The sequence below is a fragment of the Mesorhizobium sp. B3-1-9 genome (genome assembly GCF_006439595.1).
Lineage (GTDB): Bacteria > Pseudomonadota > Alphaproteobacteria > Rhizobiales > Rhizobiaceae > Mesorhizobium.
This window is the reverse complement of sequence record NZ_VFTJ01000014.1, coordinates 80,742-102,902: the sequence shown is the minus strand read 5'-3', so window position 1 is coordinate 102,902 and position 22,161 is coordinate 80,742. Positions and strand designations below refer to the sequence as shown.

Below are 22,161 nucleotides of genomic sequence, written 5' to 3'. Positions count from 1 at the left end.
CTGTTTGCGGATCTGCGTGAGGAAGACGTTCCATGGGCCCGAAAGGATTCCCGGGCGGGTTACTATCTTTCGATTCGTCTCCTGCGATCAGCCGCTTCCGCCGATCATGGAGACGATCGTGTCGTCGCCGGCCGATTGTGGTCGCATCCGGCCGCTGGCCAGCTCGATCGACAGTTTGCATAAGGCCGAGTTAACGGGTGTCGCCATGCCGTTGAGCCGCCCGAGAAGGACGATCTCGCCATTGAGGAAGTCCGTTTCGAGGGACCCGGTCCCGCGCACGATGCTTTGCAGTGTCGACGACCCGACGCGCACGCGGCCCGGGACAGTGCCGATTGTCAATTCTTCACGGGCCATGGCGTCGGTTTTGTCCCAGTCGATCCCGGCCGCGCTCAGCACGGCCTCGGCTTCGGCTCGTGCCTTCGCATACCATTTCCGCTGCAGCTCGGTATCCCCGAGCGCGGCGTCTATGATGTTTCGAAGGTTGGCCAGCAGCTTGCGATATTTGCTGCTCATCACATTGTCCCTGGGGTCGACGATGAAACCGGACGCGCTCAGAACCCCGCACAGTTTCTCGACTGTGCCGTCGATTCCGGAAGGATAGCGGCCGATATCGAAGGCGCCGATCCTGGGCGCGAAATAGGCCGCTACCTGGCCAGGCGTGTCGTAATCGGCCGGCAGCATCACCGTCGCGCCATAGACATTGGCGAAGAAACGCAACGCCAGCGGCTCGTTGGCAACGCCGTTCTGGAAACAGAATACGGGTTGCGCCGTTACGCCGGCGGCGTTGAGCCGCTGCAGTGCGCCGAGTGTGTCGGGGGTCTTCATCGTCAGGAGCACGACATCGTCCGGCCTGAAGGAAATCTCCGTCGGGTCGGCATGGACGGGAAAGCGCGCGATCCTGGTGCCTTGCGGGGTGGAAAGCGACAGCCCCGCAGCGCGGATGGCATCGAGCTGCCTGCCGCGGGCGATGCCGATGACCGCATGGTCGGAAAAGCTGAGCTGGGCCGCGATAGCGCCGCCGACCGCGCCGATGCCATAGACGATGATGCGCATGCTGTTCCCGCTGTGATTGGAGTTGGGACTTCGGTCGACAACGATTGACCGAAAAAGCCTACAGCTTTGTCGCTGAACCGGCGATCACCCAGGCGCTGCGTTCACGCAATCGTGGCTGCCGCCGCCCGCCCCGCGCTGCGGCCGGAAAAGATGCAGCCGCCGAGGAAGGTGCCTTCCAACGCCGCATAGCCATGCACCCCACCGCCGCCGAAGCCGGCCACTTCGCCCGCCGCATAGAGACCCGGCACCGGCTCGCCGGCGGCGTCGAGAACGCGGCTGTCGAGATCGGTCTGCAAGCCGCCCAGCGTCTTGCGGGTCAGGACGTTGAGGCGCACCGCGATCAGCGGGCCGTTCGCCGGATCGAGCATCTTGTGCGGCCTGGCGGTGCGGATCAGCTTGTCGCCGAGATAGGCGCGGGCGCCGCGCAGCGCGGTGATCTGCGCGTCCTTGGAGAATGGATTGTCGAGTTGCATGTCGCGGGCGCGGATCTCGCGCTCGACCTGGGCGACCTCCAGCAGCGGCGCGCCGCCGGCCAGCGCGTTCATGCGCGCCACCAGCTTTGCAAGATCAGCCTCGACGATGAAGTCCTCGCCCTTTTCCATGAAGGCTTTCACCGGGCCGGGAATTCCCGAGGTCGCGCGGCCCAGCACCTGCCGCCAGCTTTTCCCCGTGAGGTCGGGGTTCTGCTCGGAGCCCGACAGCGCGAACTCCTTCTGGATGATTTTTTTGGTCAGGATGAACCAGGAATAGTCGAAGCCGGTGCCCATGATGTGGCTGAGCGTGCCGAGCGTATCGAAGCCCGGGTAGAGCGGCACCGGCAGCCTTTTGCCGCGTGCGTCGAGCCAGAGCGACGAGGGGCCGGGCAGGATGCGGATCGCGTGATCCGTCCAGATCGGCGCCCAGTTGTTGATGCCCTCGACATAGTGCCACATGCGGTCGCGGTTGATGGTCGAGCCGCCGGCAGCCTCGGTGATCGCCAGCATGCGCCCGTCGACATGGTCGGGCACGCCGGTGATCATGCGCTTTGGCGGCGCGCCGAGGCGCTCAGGCCAGTTCCTGCGCACCAGCTCGTGGTTGCCGCCGATGCCGCCGGAAGCCACGATCACCGCTTGTGCATGGAACTCGAAGTCCCCGGTCACGGCGCGCGGGCTTTTGTGGCCGCGCTCGACGCTGCTCTGCTCCAGCACGTCGCCGCGCACGCCGGTGACCGTGTCGCCAGTGCGGACGATCTCGTTGACCCGGTGGCGGAACCTGAACTCCACCAGCCCGCGCTTTTGCGCCTCGCGCACACGCAGCACGAAAGGTTCGAGCACGCCGGGCCCTGTGCCCCAAGTGATGTGGAAGCGCGGCACCGAATTGCCGTGGCCGGTCGCACTGCCGCCGCCGCGCTCGGCCCAGCCGACCACGGGGAAGAATTTCAGGCCGCGCTCGATCAGCCATGAGCGCTTCTCGCCGGCGGCGAAGCCGACATAGGCCTCGGCCCATTTGCGCGGCCAGAAATCCTCCGGACGGTCGAAGGCGGCCGTGCCCATCCAGTCCTCGAGCGCGAGGTCGTGGGAATCGCGGATGCGCATGCGCCGCTGCTCGGGCGAATCGACCAGGAACAAGCCGCCGAACGACCAGAAGGCCTGGCCGCCCAGCGACTGCTCCGGCTCCTGGTCGACGATGACGATCTTCTTGCCGGCGTCGGCCAGCTCGGCCGCGGCGACGAGGCCCGCCAGCCCCGTGCCGACAATGATCACGTCCGCGTCAGCCATTTTTCCTCCGTGGCCGGCAAAGCAATTCCAGGAAAGGCGGTTTTCCGTCCGGAATTGCGTCAAACAAAAGAGCTAGACGTTCTCCCAGCCGTCCTTTTCTCCGGCGCGGAAGATGGCGTCGATGACTTTCTGGTTGAGCACCGATTCCTCCAGCGTGAAGACGCGGTCCTTGCCGCCCTGCGCGGCACGCACGAAGGCCTCGCATTCCAGCCGGTACTGCTGCGTGCCCGGGAAGCGGAACACCTGCGCTTCGGTGTGGTTCTGGTTGTGCAGCTCGATGCGGTGATGCTCGTAGAGCCCGGCATTGAACGGGCCAAAAACCTCGATGAAGCCCTTCTCGCCGTGGAACACCATAACCTGGCGGGCCGCCATCTGCGTCGACAGATAGAAGGACAGCTCGAAGTCGCCGAAATCCGCGCGGATCGAGGAATAGATGTCGGTTCCGAAGGTCTTGTCGCGCTCGATCGTCGCCTGCACGCGGATCGGCTCCTTGCCGGTCGAAAAGCGCGTCGACACCGTTGGATAAACGCCGATGTCGGGCAGCGCGCCGCCGCCGAGATCGAGCTGGTTGCGCATGTTCTTGGGGTCGACATTGTAATAGGAAAACGCGCCCTGCACATGCCGCAGCCGGCCGATGGCGCCGCCGGCGATGAGGTCGCGCACCTTGATCCATTGCGGATGGTAGACGACCATGAAGGCCTCGCAGACCAGCACTTTCTTTTCGTCGCGCAGCTTGATCAGCGGCGGGATGTCCTTGGCGTCGAGCGCCAGAGGCTTCTCGACCAGCACATGCTTGCCCGCTTCGATCGCCTTCGCCGTCCATTCGACATGCTGCGATGTCGGCAGCGGGATATAGACGCCGTCGACGTCCTTGGAGGCGAGCAGCTCCTCGTACGAGCCGAAGGCATGGCGGGCGCCGAAACGCTCGCCCAACGCCTTGGCCTTCGACAGGTCGCGGCTGGCGATCGCCGTCAGGACGCCGTTCTCCGAATCCACGATTGCCGGCAAAAGCTGCTCGCGGCCGATCTTTGCCGTCGACAGAACACCCCATCGGAACATCACGCTTCTCCATGTCGGTTTACAGGTAACGAGGTTTGCCCGAAATCGACGGAAAAGCCAATCGCAGACGCGGGCCACAAAACGCCTTCGTCATCCTCGGGCTTGACCCGAGGATCCATTCCGTAACCCTTGACGTAAAGTGCAGCGGCGCAGAATTCTGTAACTGTTGCAACGCTTTAGCGTCACGGAATGGATCCTAGGGTCTGCGCGCGTCGCTTCGCTCCTTGCTTCGCCCTAGGATGACGAACTCGAGGACGCGGGGCTTGGAACTACCCCCTTCTCCCCATCAGCGTCATGTCGAAGTCGACGATGTTGGAATAGAGCGGTGTGCCGACATCCATGCCGTAGCGCGACCTGAGCACCTTGCCGGTGACGTGGAACTTGCTCGTCCCGCTCTTCAATCCGCCGAGCTCGGCCGTGAATTTTTCCGAAAACGTCTTGCCGCGCGCCAGAAGATGCCGGCAGGCAGATTAGGGGCGGTGCCGACGGTTGAAAATTTGCTTATCAACCTTGAAGCGTGATCTTGCCGCGCTCCTACCCGCTCACCTGAAGAAATCCACGAACGCCCTCAGCGCCGGCCGCATCTGCCTGCGGCTCGGATAGTAGACGAAAAAGCCCTCGAAGGTCGGGCACCAATCCTCCAGCACGCGGATCAGCCGGCCGTCGGCGAGCGGCGCCCGCACATAGGGCTCGAAGACGAAGGCAAGCCCGGCGCCGTCGACCGCCGCCTGGGCGATCAGGTGATCTTCGTCGAGGATCAGCGGCCCCTCGGCCGCGATCTCGATTTCCTCGCCGTCCTTCTCGAATTCCCAGCGGTAGAGGATACCGCTGGAGAAACGGAAGCGGATGCAGCGGTGGTCGGCCAGCTCGCTCGGATGGCGCGGCTTCGGCATCACCGCGAAATAGGATGGCGCTGCGACCACCGCGCCGCGGATATTCGGCCCGATACGCACCGCGATCATGTCGCGCTGCAGGCTTTCGCCGAGCCGCACGCCGGCATCGAAACCGCCTTCGACCACATCGGTGAAGCGATCCTCGATGACGATCTCCAGCACGATGTCGGGATAGGCGGCGGCGAAGTCGGCAAGCCGTGGCGTCAGCACCAGATGCGCGGCGGTGCGCGGCACGGTCAGCCGCAGATTGCCAGCCGGCCGGTCGCGCGCCTCGACCGCCGTCTCCAGCGCCAGATCGATCTCCGACAACGCCGGCCGCAGCCGTTCGAGCAACTGTGCGCCTTCCTCGGTCGGCGCGACACTGCGGGTGCTGCGCGCCAGCAACCGCACGCCGAGCCGTGCTTCCAGGGTCGATACGGCATGACTGACCGCCGACGGCGCGATGCCGAGCTCGCGCGCCGCGCGGCGGAAGCTGGCGCATTGGGCGACGGTGGCGAGCACGGCGAGTTGGGAGAGGTTGGTCCGGTTCATTGTTCTATTTTATAGAGCAAGCCGTGCGAAAGAGAACCGATTATCGAACGGATCGCAAGGCGTTATCTCCCTCCCACCGCAACAAGGAGATGCGTGATGAAAACCCGCAAGCTAGGAACTGAACTCGAAGTCTTCCCCGTCGGCCTCGGCTGCATGGGCATGAGCTTCGGCTATGGCGGCCAGCCGGAGACGGAAGCCATCGCCACGCTGCGCCGCGCCGTCGAGATCGGCGTCACCTTCTTCGACACCGCCGAGGTCTATGGTCCGTTCGAGAACGAGATCCTGCTCGGCAAGGCGCTGAAGCCGGTGCGCGATCATGTGACGATCGCCACCAAATTCGGCTTCAAGATTTCCGAGCACGGCTCGGGCATGGATCGCATGATCGGCGTCGACAGTCGCCCCGAGCACGTCAAGGCGGTGGCCGAAGCCTCGCTCAAGCGGCTCAATACCGACGTGCTCGACCTCTACTATCAGCACCGCGTCGACCCCAACGTGCCGATCGAGGACACGGTCGGCGCCATGGCCGAGCTGGTGCGCGAAGGCAAGGTGCGGGCGCTCGGTCTGTCGGAAGTGAGCGGCGCGACGCTGCGCCGGGCGCACGCCGTGCATCCGATCGCTGCGGTGCAAAGCGAATATTCGCTGTGGAGCCGCGATCCCGAGGACGAGGTCTTTGCCGTCTGCCGCGAGCTCGGCATCGGTTTTGTCCCCTACAGCCCACTCGGCCGCGGCCTGCTCACCGGCACGATCGGCAAGCCCGACGCGCTCGGCGCCGGCGACTGGCGCCGCACCCTGCCGCGCTTCCAGGCCGAAGCGATGGCAGCCAACAACGCCGTCATCGCGGTGCTGGAAAAGCTGGCGGCTGAAAAGGGCGTCACACCGGCGCAACTGGCGCTCGCCTGGGTGCTGCACCAGGGCGATTTCATCGTGCCGATCCCCGGCGCAAGGAAGATACGCCATCTGGAGCAAAACACGGCGGCGGCCGGCATCGAGCTGAGCGCGGCGGAAGTAGCGGCAATCGGCGATGCGCTGTCGCCCGACAAGGTGGTCGGCAAGCGCTACACGGAGGAATTGCTGGCGCTGGTGAATGGGTGAAGGTGGAAAGGGCGCTTCGGCGCCGTTTTCTTGTTGAGACGTTGGCGCGCCCCCCTCTGGCCTGCCGGCCATCTCCCCCGCAAGGGGGGAGATCAGATGTCGCCACCGCTTTCGCTAATCGCCAACGTTGCAGGATGGGCAGCATCGACGAAACTGCCAATCTCCCCCCTTGCGGGGGAGATGTCCGGCAGGACAGAGGGGGGTGCTGTCCCGCCGACATTAGGCTCCTTATCTTTGGCACCTACCACGCCACCACACCAATCTCCGGCCAGTACTCCCGCGCCCTTTTCCCCTTGGCTTCATGCGTCCGCTGATTGTCCAGCACCCTGTTCGGCGTAATCCGAAACGAAAAAATGTCGTCGAGCCCGAACGGCGCCACCAGCTCCAACGCTCCGTCTGGGCCGTGCCGCACCCCGACCGCATGCGTCTTCGAGGCAAAATAGCTCACCGGCTCGCTCGCGCTCGCATAGCGCGGGCACTCCTGCCCGAATTTTTGCGGATACCACAGATGCACCCGCGCCTGGTTGCGCACCTCGACCGGCAGCGACAGTCCCGCGAAATGCTTCGCCGCCCGGCGGATCACCGCATCCTCTGCCTCGTAGGACAAATCGGCGTCGTCGAAATAGAACAGGTCGACATCCTTGATGCCGTATCCAGGCGGCTTGCCGGTCAGATGGTTCCAGACGCTGTTGTAGAGCGCGCCGGAAACCACCAGCCAATCCGGCAGCGCAAGCTCACGAACCCGCGGCAGCGTCTCGCTGAGCACTGGATCGGCCGCGACGATGGCGAGGAAGGCCGCGCGCTGTTCTTCGAAGGAAAGGCCGGAATAGCGGAGATGGTGCATCGCCCTTTGGACGGCGATTCGCCATCGCTCCGCAATCTGAATTCTTTAGGTCCGCAGCACGCCGCCCGTCTGCTTGTTGACGTTCTCGACGATGCGCTTTGCCAGCGCCTCGAAATCCTCGTCGGTCAGCGTCTTTTCGACCGGCTGGATCGACACTTCGATGGCGATCGACTTCTTGGCCGCCCCCAGCGAGGCGCCTTCGAACACATCGAACACCGAAACGCCGGTGACCAGCTTCTTGTCGGCGGCCAAAGCCGCACGCACCAGCGTGCCGGCCTCGACCGTCCGGTCGACGACGAAGGCGAAATCGCGCTTCACAGCCTGGAAGGGCGAGAGCTCCAGCTTCGGCTTGGTGCGCGTCGGCTTGGCCTTCGGCTCCGGCACGGCGTCGACGAAAACCTCGAAGCCGCAAAGCGGACCGGACACGTCCAGCCCGTCCAGCGTCTTCGGATGGAATTCGCCGAAGGTGCCGAGCACGGTCTTGGGCCCGAGCTTGATCGTACCCGAGCGCCCGGGATGATACCAGGCGGGACCACCCGGCTCGATCTGCAGCCGGTCGACCGGCGCGCCGCAGGCTTCGAGCGCGGCGATCGCATCGGCCTTGGCGTCGAACACGCCGACCGGACCGGCATTGCCGGCCCAGCTGCGCCCCGAACCGTCGAGCTTGGCCGTGCCGCGCCGCACGCCGGCGGCGACGCGGCGCTGCTGGTCGGCGCCATCACCCTCATAGGTGCCCGAGACCTCGAACAGCGCCACATCGCCGATGCCCTTGTCGGCATTGCGCTGCGCGGCCGCGATCAGCCCCGGCAGCAGCGACGGCCGCATGTCGGACATGTCGGCGGCGATCGGGTTGGCGAGCTTGAGTCCCGTCTGGCCGCCGCCGAACAGCTCGGCGTGTTTTGCCGGAATGAACGACCAGGTGACGGCCTCCATCATGCCGCGCACGGCGAGCGCGCGCTTGGCCGCGCGGGTGCGCACCTGCAGCGTGGTCAGGATCCTGCCGTTGACCGCGTCATGCGAGGTAAGCGGCTGCGGCGCGATGTTGTCGACGCCATGGATGCGCATCACCTCCTCGACCAGGTCGGCCTTGCCGTCGACATCCGGCCGCCAGGACGGCACCTCCACTTTGACGACGTCGCTCAGTCCTTTCGGCTCGAAGCCGAGCCGGGTCAGGATGCCGAGGGCTTCCTCTCTCGGCACCTCGATGCCGGTCAGCCGTTTCACTTCCGACAGCGGGAACGAGACGATCTTCGGCTTGTGGCCGGCATAGCCGGCAACCTCGATTTCAGAAGGCGTGCCGCCGCAGAAATCGAGCACCAGCTTGATCGCGAGCTCGACGCCCGGCACCATGAATTCCGGGTCGACGCCGCGCTCGAAGCGGTAGCGCGCATCGCTGATGACGCCGAGCGCGCGGCCGGTGCGAGCCGTGGTGATCGGATCCCAGAGCGCCGATTCGATCAGCACGTCGGTGGTGTTCTCGTCGCAGCCCGAATGCTCGCCGCCCATGATGCCGGCGATCGATTCCACGCCATTGTCGTCGGCGATCACGCACATTTCCGGCGTCAGCGTGTATTCGCGCCCGTCCAGCGCCAGTACAGTCTCGCCGTCCTTGGCGCGGCGCACCACGAGGTTGCCGGCGACCTTCTTCGCATCGAAGACGTGCAGCGGCCGGCCGCGGTCGAAGGTGACGTAGTTGGTGATGTCGACCAGAGCTCTGATCGGGCGAAGCCCGATGGCGATCAGCCGCTGCTGCAGCCATTTCGGCGACGGGCCGTTCTTGACGCCCTTCACCAGCGTCAGCGCGAAGCCGGGGCAGAGCTCAGGCGCCTCGATCGTGACCTTGACCGGGCACAGGCCATCGCCGGCATGCGGCATGATTCCGCCACCGGTGAGCCGGCCAAGCCCGCTCGCCGCGAGATCGCGCGCGATGCCGTAGACGCTGGTCGCGTCCGGCCGGTTCGGCGTCAGGTTGATCTCGATGACGGGATCGTCGAGATGCGCGTAGGCGGCGAAGCTGGTGCCGACCGGCGCGTCCTGCGGCAAATCGATGATGCCGTTATGCTCGTCGGAGATTTCCAGTTCGCGCTCCGAGCACATCATGCCGTGGCTTTCGACGCCGCGGATCTTGCCGACCGAGAGCGTCACGTCGATGCCGGGAACATAGGTGCCGGGCGCCGCGAAGGCGCCGATCAGGCCGGCGCGGGCGTTGGGCGCGCCGCACACCACCTGCACCGGCGGCTTGCCGTCGCCGGTGTCGACGGTCAGCACGCGCAGCCGGTCGGCGTCGGGATGCTGCACCGCCGTCAGCACCTTGGCGATGACGAAGGGCTTCAGACCGGCCTTGTCGTCGACATGCTCGACTTCGAGGCCGATCGCGGTCAGCCGCTCGACGATTTCGGCCAGAGAGGCGTCGGTCTCGAGATGGTCCTTGAGCCAGGAGAGGGTGAATTTCATGGTTCTGTTCCGTTTGGTCCTTGCCCGTCCGACCCTTGTTGGTTGGGGCGGGGCACGCTGGTCTTCAGATGTCTGGGCAGATCGTCCGGCATGTGCAGGAAGGGCAGCTGCTCACGCACATAGGCATGCAGCGTCGGCCTGAAATAAGCCGGCATGTCCATGGCGCCGAGCATCAAATAGATCTGGTTGTCGAGCCGTTGGTCGATATAGGCGATCGGCGAGCCGCAGATGCCGCAGAACGAGCGCTCCACCGGACCGTTGCGGTAGCTTTTCAGCGATTTGCCCTCGAGCGCGACCTGGTCGGCCATGAAGCCGACAAAGGCCGACACCGGCGCGCCCGTGGCGCGCCGGCAATCGCCACAATGGCAATAGCTGATGTGGTGCGGCTCGGCCGAGGCCTCGAACCGCACCGCGCCGCAGCGGCAACCCCCGGTGTGGGGTGCGGTCATGTCGACAATCCCCCGAACAGCGTCGGCAGGTCGAGCGGCCTGAAGCCGTAATGCGACAGCCAGCGCACGTCGGCGTCGAAGAAAGCGCGCAGGTCCGGCATGCCGTATTTCAGCATGGCAATGCGGTCGATGCCCATGCCCCAGGCGAAGCCTTGATATTCGTCGGGATCGAGCCCGCCGGCGCGCAGCACGTTGGGGTGGACCATACCGCAGCCCAGGATCTCCATCCAGTCGGAGCCTTCCCCGAAGCGCACTTCGCCCGGACGCGAACGGTCGCACTGGATGTCGACCTCGAGGCTGGGCTCGGTGAACGGGAAGAAGGAGGGGCGGAAGCGCATCTTGACCGACGGCACCTCGAAGAAGGCCTTGCAGAACTCCTCCAGCACCCACTTCATGTTGGCAATATTGGCCGACTTGTCGACCACCAGCCCCTCGACCTGATGGAACATAGGCGAGTGGGTGGCGTCGGAATCCTGCCGGTAGGTCTTGCCGGGGATGACGATGCGGATCGGCGGCTTCTGCCGCTCCATGGTGCGGATCTGCACGGGCGAGGTGTGCGTGCGCAACAGCTTGCGCTCGCCCTTCTCGTCCGGCTGGAAGAAGAAGGTGTCGTGCATTTCGCGCGCCGGATGCCCCTCGGGGAAATTCAGCGCGGTGAAATTGTAGTAGTCGGTCTCGATATCCGGACCTTCGGCAATCGCGAAGCCGAGATCGCCGAAGATCGCCGCGATCTCGTCGATCACCTGGCTGATCGGATGGATGCGGCCACGCTCGGCCGGCGACTGGCGAACGGGGAGCGTGACATCGACCTTCTCGGCAGCGAGCCGGGCGGCGATTGCCACATCCTTGAGCTCCGCCTTGCGCGCGGCGAGCGCCTCGGTGACGCGGTTCTTCAGGCCGTTGATCGCCGGGCCCTTCACCTGGCGCTCCTCGGCGCTCATCGCGCCGAGCGTCTTCAGCATTTCGGAAACCGAGCCCTTCTTGCCCAGCGCCGAGACGCGCACCGCCTCAATCGCCGGCTCGTCGGCCGCGGCCGCGATTTCGGCTAGAAGGGAATTTTCAAGTGTATCCAAGCCGGTAGTTGCGTCGTTCACGGTCAAACTCGCTTCGTTGGAAATCACGCTAAAGGTGAAAATCACTTTAAACGTGACAGGTCAGGCGCAAAAAAGAACCCGCGCCAGCCGTGCCAGCGCGGGTTCCCCAAATCAGTACTAAAAATGCTTGGGAAGCGCTGGCTTAGGCGACAGCGCTCTCAAAAGCATTCGGCGTGGTGTTCTTCAGATATTCGAGCGCGACCTTGGCCTTCGCGACCAGCGCGGCGAAAGCCTGCGGCTCGTGGATGGCCATGTCCGAAAGAACCTTGCGGTCGATCTCGATGCCGGCCTTGTTGAGGCCGTCGATGAAGCGGCCATAGGTCAGGCCGTGCTCGTGCGTCGCGGCGTTGATGCGCTGGATCCACAGCGCGCGGAACGAGCGCTTGCGGTTCTTGCGGTCGCGGTAGGCGTACTGCAGCGACTTTTCCACCGCCTGCTTGGCGATGCGGATGGTGTTCTTGCGGCGGCCGTAGAAACCCTTGGCGGCTTTCAGGACCTTCTTGTGCTTGGCGTGGGCGGTGACGCCTCTCTTTACGCGTGCCATGTCATGATCTCCTTAAAACGCTGTTCCGGAACCGAGTGCTCAGAGGCCGTTCGGCAGAAAATTCTTGATGACCTTCTTGCCGTCCGGTTCAGCCAGAACCATCGTGCCGCGGGCATCGCGAATGAACTTGTTGGAACGCTTGATCATGCCGTGGCGCTTGCCGGCGGCAGCCGACAGCACCTTGCCGGTGGCAGTAATCTTGAACCGCTTCTTGGCGGCCGATTTGGTCTTCATCTTGGGCATTTTGCTACTCCATATTGGTGGCGCACCATCGCGCTTCTTTTTTCGCTTCGGGCCGACCAAAGCCCGAAAAGCAAATGAAACCGCCACGGCATGCCCTGCCGGGCGGTTTTCTTGGAACGGCGGTCCTATAGATCAAAGACGGCGCGGGCGCAACACCTGAAGCGGACACACCTGACGCTGCACGCACCGAAGCTGCGCGCCCTCCTCAAGTCTCCGAAGATTAGAGTGTGCTAACGCAGCGCTCATCAGTCACACGTCACCTCTCGTGGACTCGAGATTGAAAAGGACGCGTTCCAATACATATTCGTCGCCGTCGAAGACGAACTCGGCGCGATAAAATCCATAGCCCCAGTGCTCTGGAGCACCCGCTACCACTTCTTTCCCATCGATGGTCGTGGTCGCCGGCAAGGCCCACACCTTGTCTCCCAATTCCTTTGTTGGCGGCCGATCGCCTAGGTAGCAATAAGCGAAGCCTCGGTTCCGCCCGTCGTCGACATCGATATTTGTTGTATTTACTGATGGTAAGACTTCATAGGCGGCAATCCTCGCGGTTCGCTCCACAGGCCATTTGTCTTGCCTCATCGAAGTGTCCGCCGGATAGAACGCAGCAGCTTTTGTGGTGCTGCTACCTTTGCTGCTGGCTTTCAGCCCCACCAATTGTGTACCATCGCGGCGCAGTGCCCCGAAATCCGGTTGCCAGAAGCCTCCATTTACCCCTAGGGCCAGCCCATCGTCGCGGGTCTGTTTTTTCGCCTTTTTTCGCGCTTCGCGAATTTCGCTCGTAAGGGAGGCTTGGGTGGTCGTGTCCAAGAGTGTCTGGGAGATAGTCCAGTAGCGGGCAGCGGTCGATGGCCGGTACTTGCGCACGATCTCCCGCTCCGGCCCGGACAGTCTCCAGCGGGAAAAGGCGGAGCAACTTCTTCCGAACGCCGGATAGCTCCTCGTGAGGCCGAGCAGTCCGAGTTGATAGTCATTTTGTGCCGAATGATACTGACTGCGCGTAATGATGTTCTGTGGGCCATTGGCGCGGAAAGCATCGAACTCGGCGCGCGTAGCGCGCTCGACCGTCGCTTTGTCGAACCTCAGCACCGATTTCGGGCTTCGGTAGGCGTCGTCAGTCATATAGCCCGTGCCGAAGGCCATGGTGTCGGCATTCTCATAGACGACCATCACCGGTAGAAAATCCGCGGGCACGCCGCCGTTTTCCGTCGTGTCGCCACGGCAGGCATCGGGCGCACGAACCACCACCGCCTTACCGTCGCCCATGCGCTGCCCCCAAACTGTTGGGATCAGACCGGCTTCATAAGTCGAGGAACTGTCCTTGTGGTGAATGTTGAGGACGTTGCAGCCGACAACGATGTCATAGTGCTGCTGCTCGCCCTTATAGGCAAAGTCGACCTTCAGTCGGAAATAGGTGCCTCGGTCAACATTGGCGTCCTTCGTGAAGGACCATTGCCCGGTCGCGTGCTCGCGGTTGGCGGTCGCCGTCACCCAAGCCAAAGCCAGGAGAATGAACCCACCGACGGCGGCAACGGCAGTCCTCACCCTCAAGATTTGCTCCGTGTGGAAGACATTCGCAAATGTGGTGGTGCCGACCTGACGCTCGACTCGGTGCACCCCCCGGGCGCTTTATTTGCCACGATCATCGCTACACCATTCGTGTAGCCAGACTATTAACATGCCCGGAAGTTAGCCCGACTATTCGATAGTGCTTCTGTCCGTCAATTCTTAAGGCAGCGTGAACCACACCGGCAGCATCCCCGACTGCTGCATGCCGTCGATCAGCTCGAAGGCCGGCAGCGCCACCAGGAACACCAGCCCGTCGAGCAGCGTGTTCAAGAGCAGGCGGGGCTTGAAGCTGCCGGTATCGCCTTCCTGGTAGAGCGAAAGGTTCGGGAAGAAGCGCGGCACCCTGGCGAGATAGGCCTGGTAGGGCGCGCCGAGCACTTCCTTGAGATACCGCTCCTCGCGCAGGATGACGATGTGGAAGGCGCCGGCGCAGAGCAGCGAAAACAGGACGATGCCGCTGAACGAGCCGATCTGCGCGCCGACGCCGGCGGCAGCGACGGTCGAAAACAGATAGAGCGGGTTGCGGGTGATCGAATAAGGCCCGCCGGTCACCACTTCGGCCGACTTGCGCCCGCCGATATAGAGCGTCGACCACAAGCGCCCGACAATGCCGAGGAAGATCAGAAGCACGCCGAACATCTCGATCGACTCGTGCATCGAGGTCTCGGGCGGAAAGCTCGATTGGCCGAACAGCAATGCGCAGAACAGCACCACGATCAGCACCGCCAGCACGATCCGGCGCATGTGCTGATAGCCGCCCAACCCTTCATTCTGGTTGTCGGCCGGGACCTTCACTTCATCGACCATGACCCATCCGATCGCATTTTGCTCGCGATCGGGAAACCCGATCATCGATTTGTTCGCGATCGCGAAGCGATCGTCGAGGTAGCCGGCGATCGGATTGAAAACAGGCGCCCCGCCGATCGCCGGGACGCCGTGCCCGGCAATTCGGGCGGATTTTAGAGCGGGATACGAAGAGCCCGGCAACTCTCGAAACCGTGATAGACGCGACGCTTTGACGGTCGCGCCTTCCCGGTCAGCGCGGCGCCAGCACCATCATCATCTGGCGGCCTTCGAGCTTCGGCTCCGCCTCGACCTTGGCGATCGTCGCAACTTCCTCGCGCACCTTGTTCAGAAGCTGCATGCCGAGTTCCATATGCGCCATCTCGCGGCCCCGGAAGCGCAGCGTCAGCTTGACCTTGTCGCCTTCCTCGAAGAAGCGCCGCACGGCCTTCATCTTGGTCTCGTAGTCATGGCTGTCAATGTTCGGGCGCATCTTGATCTCCTTGATCTCGATGACCTTCTGGTTCTTGCGCGCTTCGGCCGCCTTCTTCTGGTTGGCGTATTTCAGCTTGCCGAGATCGAGGATCTTGACGACCGGCGGTACCGCGTTGGGCGATATCTCGACCAGATCGAGCCCAGCCTCTTCGGCCAGCAGCAATGCGTCGTTGATGGAAACATCGCCTCGGTTCTGGCCGTCGGCGTCGATAAGCTGGACCCGGGGCACCCGGATGTCTCGGTTGGAGCGCGGCCCGTCCTTGGTGGGTGCCGCTGCTTTGAAAGGTCTGCGAATGGTCGTGGTCTCCTCGGCCGTTTCGTTCTGGGTTCTTTAGACAAAAAATAGGTGGACGCGCCTATGTGGTGAGCGCGGGGCGTGAGTCAATAGCATAGCCCCGCCGGAAAATCACCTGCCGCCTGGCAATTGTCTGCACCAAGCAAAGAAACGCCGCGAGCACTTTTCGTTGAACCACCGCCTGTGCCAAAAGACCGGCCGAGAGGACAAGCTCATGGCCGCCAGCGCTCCGGTTTTCATCGATGTGGACGGGTCGGACATCGCCGTCAGGCAGGCGCCTGGCGCCGCACCCGGCGTGGTCTGGCTCGGCGGCTACAAGTCCGACATGCTGGGCACGAAGGCGCAGACGCTTGCCGCCTGGGCCACGAGCGAAGGTCGTGCCTATCTGCGCCACGACTATTCCGGCCACGGCGAATCGGGCGGCGCGTTCGCCGACGGCACGATCTCCAGATGGCTGGCCGAGAGCCTTGCCGTCTTTCGCCGGTTCAGCCAGGGCAAGCAGATCTTGGTCGGCTCCTCGATGGGGGCGTGGATCGCGCTGCGCATGGCGCAGGAGCTGCGCAAGGCGGGCGACACAAGGGTTGCCGGCCTCGTTCTGCTTGCCCCGGCGCCTGATTTCACCATCGAGCTGATCGAGCCGGTGCTGACCGACGCGCAGCGCCGCGATCTCGAGGAAAAAGGCTTCTTCGCCGAGCCGTCCGACTATTCGGACGAGCCTTATATCTACACGCGCGCGCTGATCGAGGATGGCCGCGCCAACCGGGTGATGACGGGGCCGATCGACACCCATTGCCCGGTGCACATCCTGCAGGGCCTGGCCGATCCGGACGTGCCTTCTGGCCATGCGCTGAAGCTGGCCGCGATGCTGCCCGCCGACGACGTGACGCTGTCGCTGATCCCGGACGGCGACCATCGCCTGTCCCGCCCCGAGGATCTCGATATGCTCAAGCGAGCTGTAGGCGACATGGTCAAGCGGGCCGCGGGATAATGCGCATCTCCATCCCGATATCCGCCTTCGTCGCGGCGATCGTCGGCTTCGGCGGCACGCTGGCCCTCGTCATCGCCGCCGCCAAGGCGGTCGGCGCCACCCAGATCGAGACCGCAAGCGGCGTGACGGCGATCTGCCTGGCCATGGTCGTGGAATGTCTGTGGCTATCCTGGCGCACCAAGATGCCGGTGATCACCGCATGGTCGACGCCCGGCCTGGCGCTGATCGCGGCCTCCAGCGGTTTTACCATGCCGCAGGCCGTCGGCGCCTTCATCGTCACCGGCATCCTTTTGGTCGCCACCGGCCTGTTCGGACCGCTGACCCGGCTGATCGCGAAGATCCCGGCCTCGGTCGCGTCCGGCATGCTGGCCGGCATCCTGGTCAGCTTCGCCGTCAATGCGGTGAAGGCCATTCCAGCCGACCCCTGGCTGATCCTGCCCTTGATCGCCGCCTTCTTCGTCATCCGCCTGTTCAACCCGGCTTTATCGGTGCTGGTGGTGCTGATCGGCGGCGGCCTCGCCGCTTTCCTCACCGGCCGCGTCGGCAGCCTGCCGGCGCCGGAACTGTCGACATTGACGTTCATTGCGCCGCAATTCACCGCCTCGGCGATCATCGGCCTTGCCCTGCCACTCTATCTGGTCACCATGGCCTCCCAGAACCTTTCCGGTCTCGCCGTGCTGCGCGCCGCGGGCTATCATCCGGAGCCCGGTCCGCTGATCGGCGTCACCGGTCTGTTTTCGCTGCTCTCGGCGCCGTTCGGCGCCGCGACCACCAATCTTGCGGCGATCTCGGCCGCCATCTGCACCGGCCCCGATGTCCATCCCGACCCTGCCGAGCGCTGGAAGACCGGGCCGTTCTACGCGCTCGCCTATCTCATCTTCGCGATCTTCGGCGCCTCGCTCGTGGCGATCTTCGCCGTTCTGCCGCAAAGCCTGATCGTGCTGGTCGCGGGGCTCGCCTTGACGGCGCCCTTGGCCAACGCGCTGTCGATCGCGCTGAAGGACGAGGCCGAACGCATGCCGGCCACCGTCACCTTCGCCGTGACGGCTTCGGGGCTCACGCTCTTCGGCGTCGGCGCCGCATTTTGGGGGTTGGTCGCCGGAATGGCAGTGCTTTTCCTCGAGAAGCTCAAAAAGCGATAATCATTTCAGGTGTTTCGCCGGTTTTGGCCGGGTTTGCCTTGAATAGCCGATTTCGCCTTCCCATTTCGATTCCACGCAGCCGGTTTGGCTGTCTCCAATGGAAGGATTGGGAGAAAATGAACACAAGTGCATTGATCCGTCCGGCCTGGACGCCGGCCACCATCGCGCTGATGGTCATCGGCTTCATGGTGTTCTGGCCGCTCGGCTTCGCCATGCTCGCCTACATCATCTGGGGCGATCGGTTGGAAGGCTTCAAGCGCGACGTCAACCGCGCCACGGACGGCATCTTCGCCGGCTGCCGCCGCGGTTCCGACAAGGCGGCCCGCTGGGGCCACGGCTCGGCCCGCACCGGCAACGTCGCCTTCGACGACTGGCGCGAGAAGGAACTCGAGCGCCTCGCCGAGGAGCGCCGCAAGCTCGACGAGATGCTGACCGAGTTCGATGACTACGTCCGCGAACTCCGCCGCGCCAAGGATCAGGACGAGTTCGACCGCTTCATGGCGAACCGCAACAAGTCGACCGCGCCGACCCCCACCGGCTCGACCGACAAGACCGCTCCCAAGCGCGGCAAGGGCACGACCCTGCTCGACGACTAAGATCCGGCGACAGGTCTTAGGCTGATAAAACGGCGTCGCGCGAGCGGCGCCGTTTCTTTTTTGTTCTCCATGTGCCTTCCCTCCACTGGCCGTTTTTTTCGAATCGCGTATCGTCCAGCCATGACCCTCGGCTTCTTTCGCAATCTGACCAAGCCAAAGCCCACGCCTGTCGTGGAGCGCGAACATTGCGTCGCCGGCCGCACGCTGCCGCTGAAAATCGTCGAAAGCGCCAGGGCCCGGCGGCTCACGCTGCGCATCGATTCGGGCGGCCAGGGCCTGCGCGTCACCGTGCCGCCGGGCCTGCGCCGGGGCGAGGTGGAGAAATTCCTCGACCGCCATCAGGACTGGCTGGAACAGCGGCTGGCCAAGGTGCCGACGAGGCCGCAGGTGCGCCCGGGCATCAGGATCCCGATCCGCGGCGTGCCGCACCGTATCGTGCATGAGTCTTCGAGGCGCGGCACCGTCACCGTCGCGCGCGACGAGCGCGGCCCGCTCCTGATCGTCCATGGCGAGCGCATCCACCTGCCGCGCCGCATCGCCGATTACCTCAAGCGCGAGGCCAAGAAGGAGATCGAGAAGCTGGTGGTGAAGCACACCGAGGCGATCGGCAAGCGCGCCAAGGCAATAAGGTATAAGGATACCTCCAGCCGCTGGGGGTCATGCACCTCGGAGGGCAATCTCTCCTTCTCGTGGCGCATCATGATGGCGCCGCCGGCGGTGATAAACTACCTGGTGGCGCATGAGGTGGCGCATCTGAAAGAGATGAACCACGGCCCGAAATTCTGGAAACTGTGCGAAAAACTCTGCCCCGACACCGATCGCTGCAAGGATTGGCTGAAGCGGAATGGTGGGGCGTTGCAGGCGATTGTTTTTGAGTAGCTACTCTGATGTTGCGCGCGGATGCGCGCGCAACATCTAGACGCCGAGTTCCTTCGCGCCCCCCTCTGCCCTGCCGGGCATCTCCCCCACAAGGAGGGAGATCAGCAGCTCGGGCGCCTCGCTCTTTCTGTAATGTTGGTGATTGGCGAAAGCCGGCGTGACGTCTGATCTCCCCCCTTGTGGGGGAGATGTCCGGCAGGACAGAGGGGGGCGCTGTCCCGCCGACCTCCTGCTATTTTGCGCTTATACCCACGCCGGCGTTGATCGCTCAATCGTCATTCGCCGCGTTCAGCTCTTCCGGCCGCAGTCCTTCCTCGGTATGCGGCCACGGCAAAAAATCCCGGTCAAACGTATCGCTGCTGAAATACTCCAGCGCCCGGTGCGCCTCGGCGCCGTTATAGGCGGCCTTGTCCATCAGATGCGCGATCACCTCGCGCGCCTGCGCGATCTTCTGCTTGAGTTCGGCGACGGTCCGGTCGGCCATGCTTATCGTTCTCCCGCCTGTGGTTCCTATATCAACGTAGTGTTTTCCGCAGAACCGGCAACAGCATGCTTTTTCTCGACTCTTTGGCCGTTTCGTGCCAATCCCGCGCCATGACGCTCGACATCAAGATCTGCGGATTGAAGACCGACGCCGCGATGACCGCCGCGCTTGCCGGCGGCGCCAGCCATGTCGGCTTTATTTTCTTCGCCAAGAGCCCGCGCTATGTCGAGCCGGCCGAGGCCGGGCGCCTGCGCGAAGCGGCGCGCGGCAAGGCCAAGGCGGTCGCCGTCACCGTCGATGCCGATGATGCCTTCCTCGACGAGATCGTTGCCAAGATGCAGCCGGACATGCTGCAGCTGCATGGTTCGGAGACATCCGAGCGCGTGGCGGAACTCAAGGCCCGCTATGGCCTCCCGGTCATGAAGGCGCTGTCGGTCAGCGAGGCGGCGGATCTGGCGCGGGTAAAACCCTATATTGGCGTCGCTGACCGCTTCCTTCTGGACTCCAAGCCGCCGAAGGGATCGCAACTGCCGGGCGGCAACGGCGTCGCCTTCGACTGGCGCATCCTTGCCGGCCTTGACGCCGGGCTCGATTACATGCTTTCCGGTGGGCTAAACGCCGCCAATGTCGGCGATGCCCTGAGACAGGCCGACCCGCCCGGAATAGACGTTTCGTCCGGCGTGGAAAGCGCTCCGGGCGTCAAGGATCCGGCGCTGATCGAGCAGTTTTTCCGGGCCGTCAGGGCCGCGCGCGACGACCGCGCCGCCTGAGCACAACCAAAATCAGGAGATCGGCGATGAACAAGCCGGCAATGCCCAATTCCTTCCGCACCGGGCCCGACGAGCAGGGCATGTTCGGCATTTTCGGCGGTCGTTTCGTCGCCGAAACGCTGATGCCGCTGATCCTCGATCTGGAAAGGAACTGGAACGAGGTCAAGAACGATCCAGAGTTCAAGGCCGAATTGCAGAACCTGTCGACCCATTATGCTGGGCGGCCGTCGAAGCTCTATTTCGCCGAAGGGCTGACGAAGCATCTCGGCGGCGCCAAGGTCTATTTCAAGCGCGAGGACCTCAACCACACCGGCTCGCACAAGATCAACAATTGCCTCGGCCAGATCCTGCTCGCCAAGCGCATGGGCAAGAAACGCCTCATCGCCGAGACGGGTGCGGGCCAGCACGGCGTGGCCTCGGCAACCGTCGCGGCGCGCTTCGGCTATCCGTGCGTCGTCTACATGGGCGCCACCGATGTCGCCCGCCAGAGCCCCAACGTCTTCCGCATGAAGCTGCTCGGCGCCGAGGTGCGGCCGGTCACCGCCGGCCACGGTACGCTGAAGGATGCCATGAACGAGGCGCTGCGCGACTGGGTCACCAATGTCGAGGACACCTATTACCTGATCGGCACCGCCGCCGGCCCGCATCCCTATCCGGAGCTGGTGCGCGACTTCCAGTCGGTGATCGGCACGGAAGCCCGCGCCCAGATGCTGGAGCAGGAAGGCCGGCTGCCCGATGTCATCATCGCCGCCGTCGGCGGCGGCTCCAACGCCATCGGCCTGTTCCATCCCTTCCTCGACGACAAGGATGTGCGCATCATCGGCATCGAAGCCGGCGGCCGCGGTCTCGACGGCATCGAGCACTGCGCCTCGATGAATGCCGGCAAGCCTGGCGTGCTGCATGGCAACCGCACCTATCTATTGCAGAATTCGGACGGCCAGATCCTCGACGGCCACTCGATCTCGGCCGGCCTCGACTATCCGGGCGTCGGCCCCGAGCATTCCTGGCTGCGCGATTCCGGCCGCGTCCAGTATGAGCCGATCCTCGATGACGAGGCGCTGGATGCCTTCCAGCTCATCACCCGCGTCGAAGGCATCATCCCGGCGCTGGAATCGGCGCATGCCATCGCGCACGCGATGAAGATCGTGCCCAAGATGGACAAGGACCAGATCGTCATCGTCAATTTGTCCGGCCGCGGCGACAAGGACGTGCACACGGTGGCGAGCATGCTGGGCATGGAGATCTGACAATGACCACCCGCATCGACCGCCGCATGGCCAAGCTCAAAGCCGAAGGCCGCCCGGCTTTGGTCACCTATTTCATGGGCGGCGACCCGGACTACGATACCGCCTTGGCCATCATGAAGGCGCTGCCGGGCGCCGGCAGCGACGTCATCGAGCTCGGCATGCCCTTCTCCGATCCGATGGCCGATGGCCCGGCGATCCAGGCGGCGGGTCTTCGAGCGCTGAAGGGCGGCCAGACGCTGGCCAAGACGCTGAAGCTGGCGTCCGAGTTCCGCGCCGGCGACGACGAGACGCCGATCGTGCTGATGGGCTACTACAATCCGATCTACATCTATGGCGTCGACCGCTTCCTCGCGGATGCCAAGGCGAGCGGCATCGACGGCCTTATCGTCGTCGACCTGCCGCCGGAGATGGATGAGGAGCTTTGCATTCCGGCGCTGAAAGCCGGCGTCAACTTCATCCGGCTGGCGACCCCGACCACCGACGACAAACGCCTGCCCAAGGTTTTGGAAAACACCTCCGGCTTCGTCTATTATGTCTCGATGACCGGCATCACCGGCTCCGCGCTCGCCGACACCGCCAAGGTCTCGGCGGCGGTCACCCGCATCAAGGGCCATACGGCACTGCCGGTCTGCGTCGGCTTCGGCGTCAAGACCGCCGAGCAGGCGCGTGTCATAGGCGCCTCGGCCGATGGCGTCGTCGTCGGTACGGCGATCGTCAACGCGATAGCCAATGTGCTTGGACCGAAGGGCGAGAAGACCGCCGATCCGGCCGAGGCCGTCGCCACTTTGGTCAGCGGCCTTGCCCAGGGCGTCCGCTCGGCCCGCCTTGCCGCCGCCGAATAGCCTGACTATTTGTTCTTGAGCAATTCCGGCCGGAAAACCGCCACAGACTTTTCCTGGA

22 protein-coding genes and 1 pseudogene are annotated in these 22,161 nt (G+C 64.1%); 8 read left to right on the top strand and 15 right to left on the bottom strand.

The features are described from left to right. Positions 1 to 87: 87 nt before the first annotated feature. The 5 genes and pseudogenes from FJW07_RS22500 to FJW07_RS22480 form a co-directional block, all read right to left on the bottom strand. On the bottom strand, positions 88 to 1,053 hold the full coding sequence (locus tag FJW07_RS22500; RefSeq protein WP_140858818.1) for a 2-dehydropantoate 2-reductase N-terminal domain-containing protein: 966 nt from the start codon (positions 1,051 to 1,053) through the stop codon (positions 88 to 90). Positions 1,054 to 1,154: 101 nt separating this feature from the next. Beyond that, positions 1,155 to 2,810, bottom strand: a complete 1,656-nt coding sequence (locus FJW07_RS22495) for an FAD-binding dehydrogenase (RefSeq protein ID WP_140858817.1) — start codon at positions 2,808 to 2,810, stop codon at positions 1,155 to 1,157. 72 nt (positions 2,811 to 2,882) lie between these two features. After that, a complete protein-coding gene (locus FJW07_RS22490) occupies positions 2,883 to 3,869 on the bottom strand; it encodes a Gfo/Idh/MocA family oxidoreductase (protein WP_140858816.1) in 987 nt (328 codons plus the stop codon). 269 nt (positions 3,870 to 4,138) lie between these two features. After that, positions 4,139 to 4,318 (bottom strand): annotated as a pseudogene (locus FJW07_RS22485) (polyisoprenoid-binding protein); the annotation flags it as partial. A gap of 93 nt (positions 4,319 to 4,411) precedes the next feature. Then, positions 4,412 to 5,293 (bottom strand): LysR family transcriptional regulator, encoded by an 882-nt coding sequence (locus FJW07_RS22480; protein WP_140858815.1) that lies wholly within the window; start codon positions 5,291 to 5,293, stop codon positions 4,412 to 4,414. 96 nt (positions 5,294 to 5,389) lie between these two features. Between FJW07_RS22480 and FJW07_RS22475 the strand changes: the two genes are divergently transcribed. Beyond that, positions 5,390 to 6,385 (top strand): aldo/keto reductase, encoded by a 996-nt coding sequence (locus tag FJW07_RS22475; protein WP_140858814.1) that lies wholly within the window; start codon positions 5,390 to 5,392, stop codon positions 6,383 to 6,385. A 241-nt stretch (positions 6,386 to 6,626) separates the two neighbouring features. On the opposite strand, the gene FJW07_RS22465 is transcribed toward FJW07_RS22475, so the two are convergent. The 9 genes from FJW07_RS22465 to infC all read right to left on the bottom strand — a co-directional run bounded on the left by FJW07_RS22465 (position 6,627) and on the right by infC (position 15,155). Beyond that, a complete protein-coding gene (locus FJW07_RS22465; RefSeq protein ID WP_140858813.1) occupies positions 6,627 to 7,229 on the bottom strand; it encodes a nucleotidyltransferase family protein in 603 nt (200 codons plus the stop codon). A 45-nt stretch (positions 7,230 to 7,274) separates the two neighbouring features. Further along, positions 7,275 to 9,683, bottom strand: a complete 2,409-nt coding sequence (pheT, locus tag FJW07_RS22460) for a phenylalanine--tRNA ligase subunit beta (RefSeq protein WP_140858812.1) — start codon at positions 9,681 to 9,683, stop codon at positions 7,275 to 7,277. Next, positions 9,680 to 10,132: a GFA family protein gene (locus FJW07_RS22455; protein WP_140858811.1), complete on the bottom strand. Its 453-nt coding sequence runs from the start codon at positions 10,130 to 10,132 to the stop codon at positions 9,680 to 9,682. Before FJW07_RS22455 ends, pheT begins: the two co-directional genes overlap by 4 nt. Then, a complete protein-coding gene (gene pheS, locus FJW07_RS22450) occupies positions 10,129 to 11,226 on the bottom strand; it encodes a phenylalanine--tRNA ligase subunit alpha (RefSeq protein WP_140858810.1) in 1,098 nt (365 codons plus the stop codon). The genes FJW07_RS22455 and pheS overlap by 4 nt, the downstream gene beginning before the upstream one ends. A gap of 142 nt (positions 11,227 to 11,368) precedes the next feature. Continuing rightward, positions 11,369 to 11,770 carry a 50S ribosomal protein L20 gene (rplT, locus tag FJW07_RS22445; RefSeq protein WP_042637600.1) on the bottom strand — a complete coding sequence of 134 codons (402 nt, stop codon included), beginning with the start codon at positions 11,768 to 11,770 and terminating at the stop codon, positions 11,369 to 11,371. 39 nt (positions 11,771 to 11,809) lie between these two features. Further along, on the bottom strand, positions 11,810 to 12,013 hold the full coding sequence (gene rpmI, locus FJW07_RS22440) for a 50S ribosomal protein L35 (RefSeq protein ID WP_027166935.1): 204 nt from the start codon (positions 12,011 to 12,013) through the stop codon (positions 11,810 to 11,812). 249 nt (positions 12,014 to 12,262) lie between these two features. Continuing rightward, entirely contained in the window at positions 12,263 to 13,558 is a 1,296-nt protein-coding gene (locus FJW07_RS22435; protein WP_140858809.1) for a hypothetical protein, read from the bottom strand. Between the two features lie 183 nt (positions 13,559 to 13,741). Beyond that, positions 13,742 to 14,389, bottom strand: a complete 648-nt coding sequence (locus tag FJW07_RS22430; RefSeq protein WP_140641798.1) for an isoprenylcysteine carboxylmethyltransferase family protein — start codon at positions 14,387 to 14,389, stop codon at positions 13,742 to 13,744. 229 nt (positions 14,390 to 14,618) lie between these two features. Beyond that, the gene (infC, locus tag FJW07_RS22425) at positions 14,619 to 15,155 is read right to left on the bottom strand and encodes a translation initiation factor IF-3 (RefSeq protein ID WP_095767981.1); all 537 of its coding nucleotides are present in this window, start codon (positions 15,153 to 15,155) and stop codon (positions 14,619 to 14,621) included. A gap of 214 nt (positions 15,156 to 15,369) precedes the next feature. On the opposite strand from infC, the gene FJW07_RS22420 reads away from it, so the two are divergent. The 4 genes from FJW07_RS22420 (at position 15,370) to FJW07_RS22405 (ending at position 18,760) form a co-directional block, all read left to right on the top strand. Further along, entirely contained in the window at positions 15,370 to 16,143 is a 774-nt protein-coding gene (locus tag FJW07_RS22420; protein ID WP_140858808.1) for an alpha/beta hydrolase, read from the top strand. Further along, positions 16,143 to 17,285: a benzoate/H(+) symporter BenE family transporter gene (locus FJW07_RS22415; RefSeq protein ID WP_140708519.1), complete on the top strand. Its 1,143-nt coding sequence runs from the start codon at positions 16,143 to 16,145 to the stop codon at positions 17,283 to 17,285. Before FJW07_RS22420 ends, FJW07_RS22415 begins: the two co-directional genes overlap by 1 nt. Positions 17,286 to 17,401: 116 nt before the next feature. Further along, positions 17,402 to 17,881 (top strand): DUF2852 domain-containing protein, encoded by a 480-nt coding sequence (locus tag FJW07_RS22410; protein WP_140658714.1) that lies wholly within the window; start codon positions 17,402 to 17,404, stop codon positions 17,879 to 17,881. Between the two features lie 120 nt (positions 17,882 to 18,001). Then, positions 18,002 to 18,760 (top strand): M48 family metallopeptidase, encoded by a 759-nt coding sequence (locus FJW07_RS22405; protein WP_140641790.1) that lies wholly within the window; start codon positions 18,002 to 18,004, stop codon positions 18,758 to 18,760. 268 nt (positions 18,761 to 19,028) lie between these two features. Here the strand turns inward: FJW07_RS22405 and FJW07_RS22400 are convergent, their stop codons facing one another. Beyond that, on the bottom strand, positions 19,029 to 19,244 hold the full coding sequence (locus FJW07_RS22400; protein WP_140658715.1) for a hypothetical protein: 216 nt from the start codon (positions 19,242 to 19,244) through the stop codon (positions 19,029 to 19,031). Positions 19,245 to 19,354: 110 nt separating this feature from the next. Between FJW07_RS22400 and FJW07_RS22395 the strand changes: the two genes are divergently transcribed. Genes FJW07_RS22395 through trpA form a run of 3 tightly spaced genes read left to right on the top strand, consistent with a single transcriptional unit; the run spans position 19,355 to position 22,103 of the window. Further along, positions 19,355 to 20,014 (top strand): phosphoribosylanthranilate isomerase, encoded by a 660-nt coding sequence (locus FJW07_RS22395; RefSeq protein ID WP_140858847.1) that lies wholly within the window; start codon positions 19,355 to 19,357, stop codon positions 20,012 to 20,014. Positions 20,015 to 20,040: 26 nt separating this feature from the next. Continuing rightward, positions 20,041 to 21,261, top strand: coding sequence for a tryptophan synthase subunit beta (gene trpB / locus FJW07_RS22390; RefSeq protein WP_140858807.1), 1,221 nt, complete (start codon positions 20,041 to 20,043; stop codon positions 21,259 to 21,261). A gap of 2 nt (positions 21,262 to 21,263) precedes the next feature. Next, complete coding sequence (trpA, locus tag FJW07_RS22385; RefSeq protein ID WP_140641784.1) at positions 21,264 to 22,103, top strand: tryptophan synthase subunit alpha; 840 nt, start codon at positions 21,264 to 21,266, stop codon at positions 22,101 to 22,103. Positions 22,104 to 22,161 lie beyond the last annotated feature (58 nt).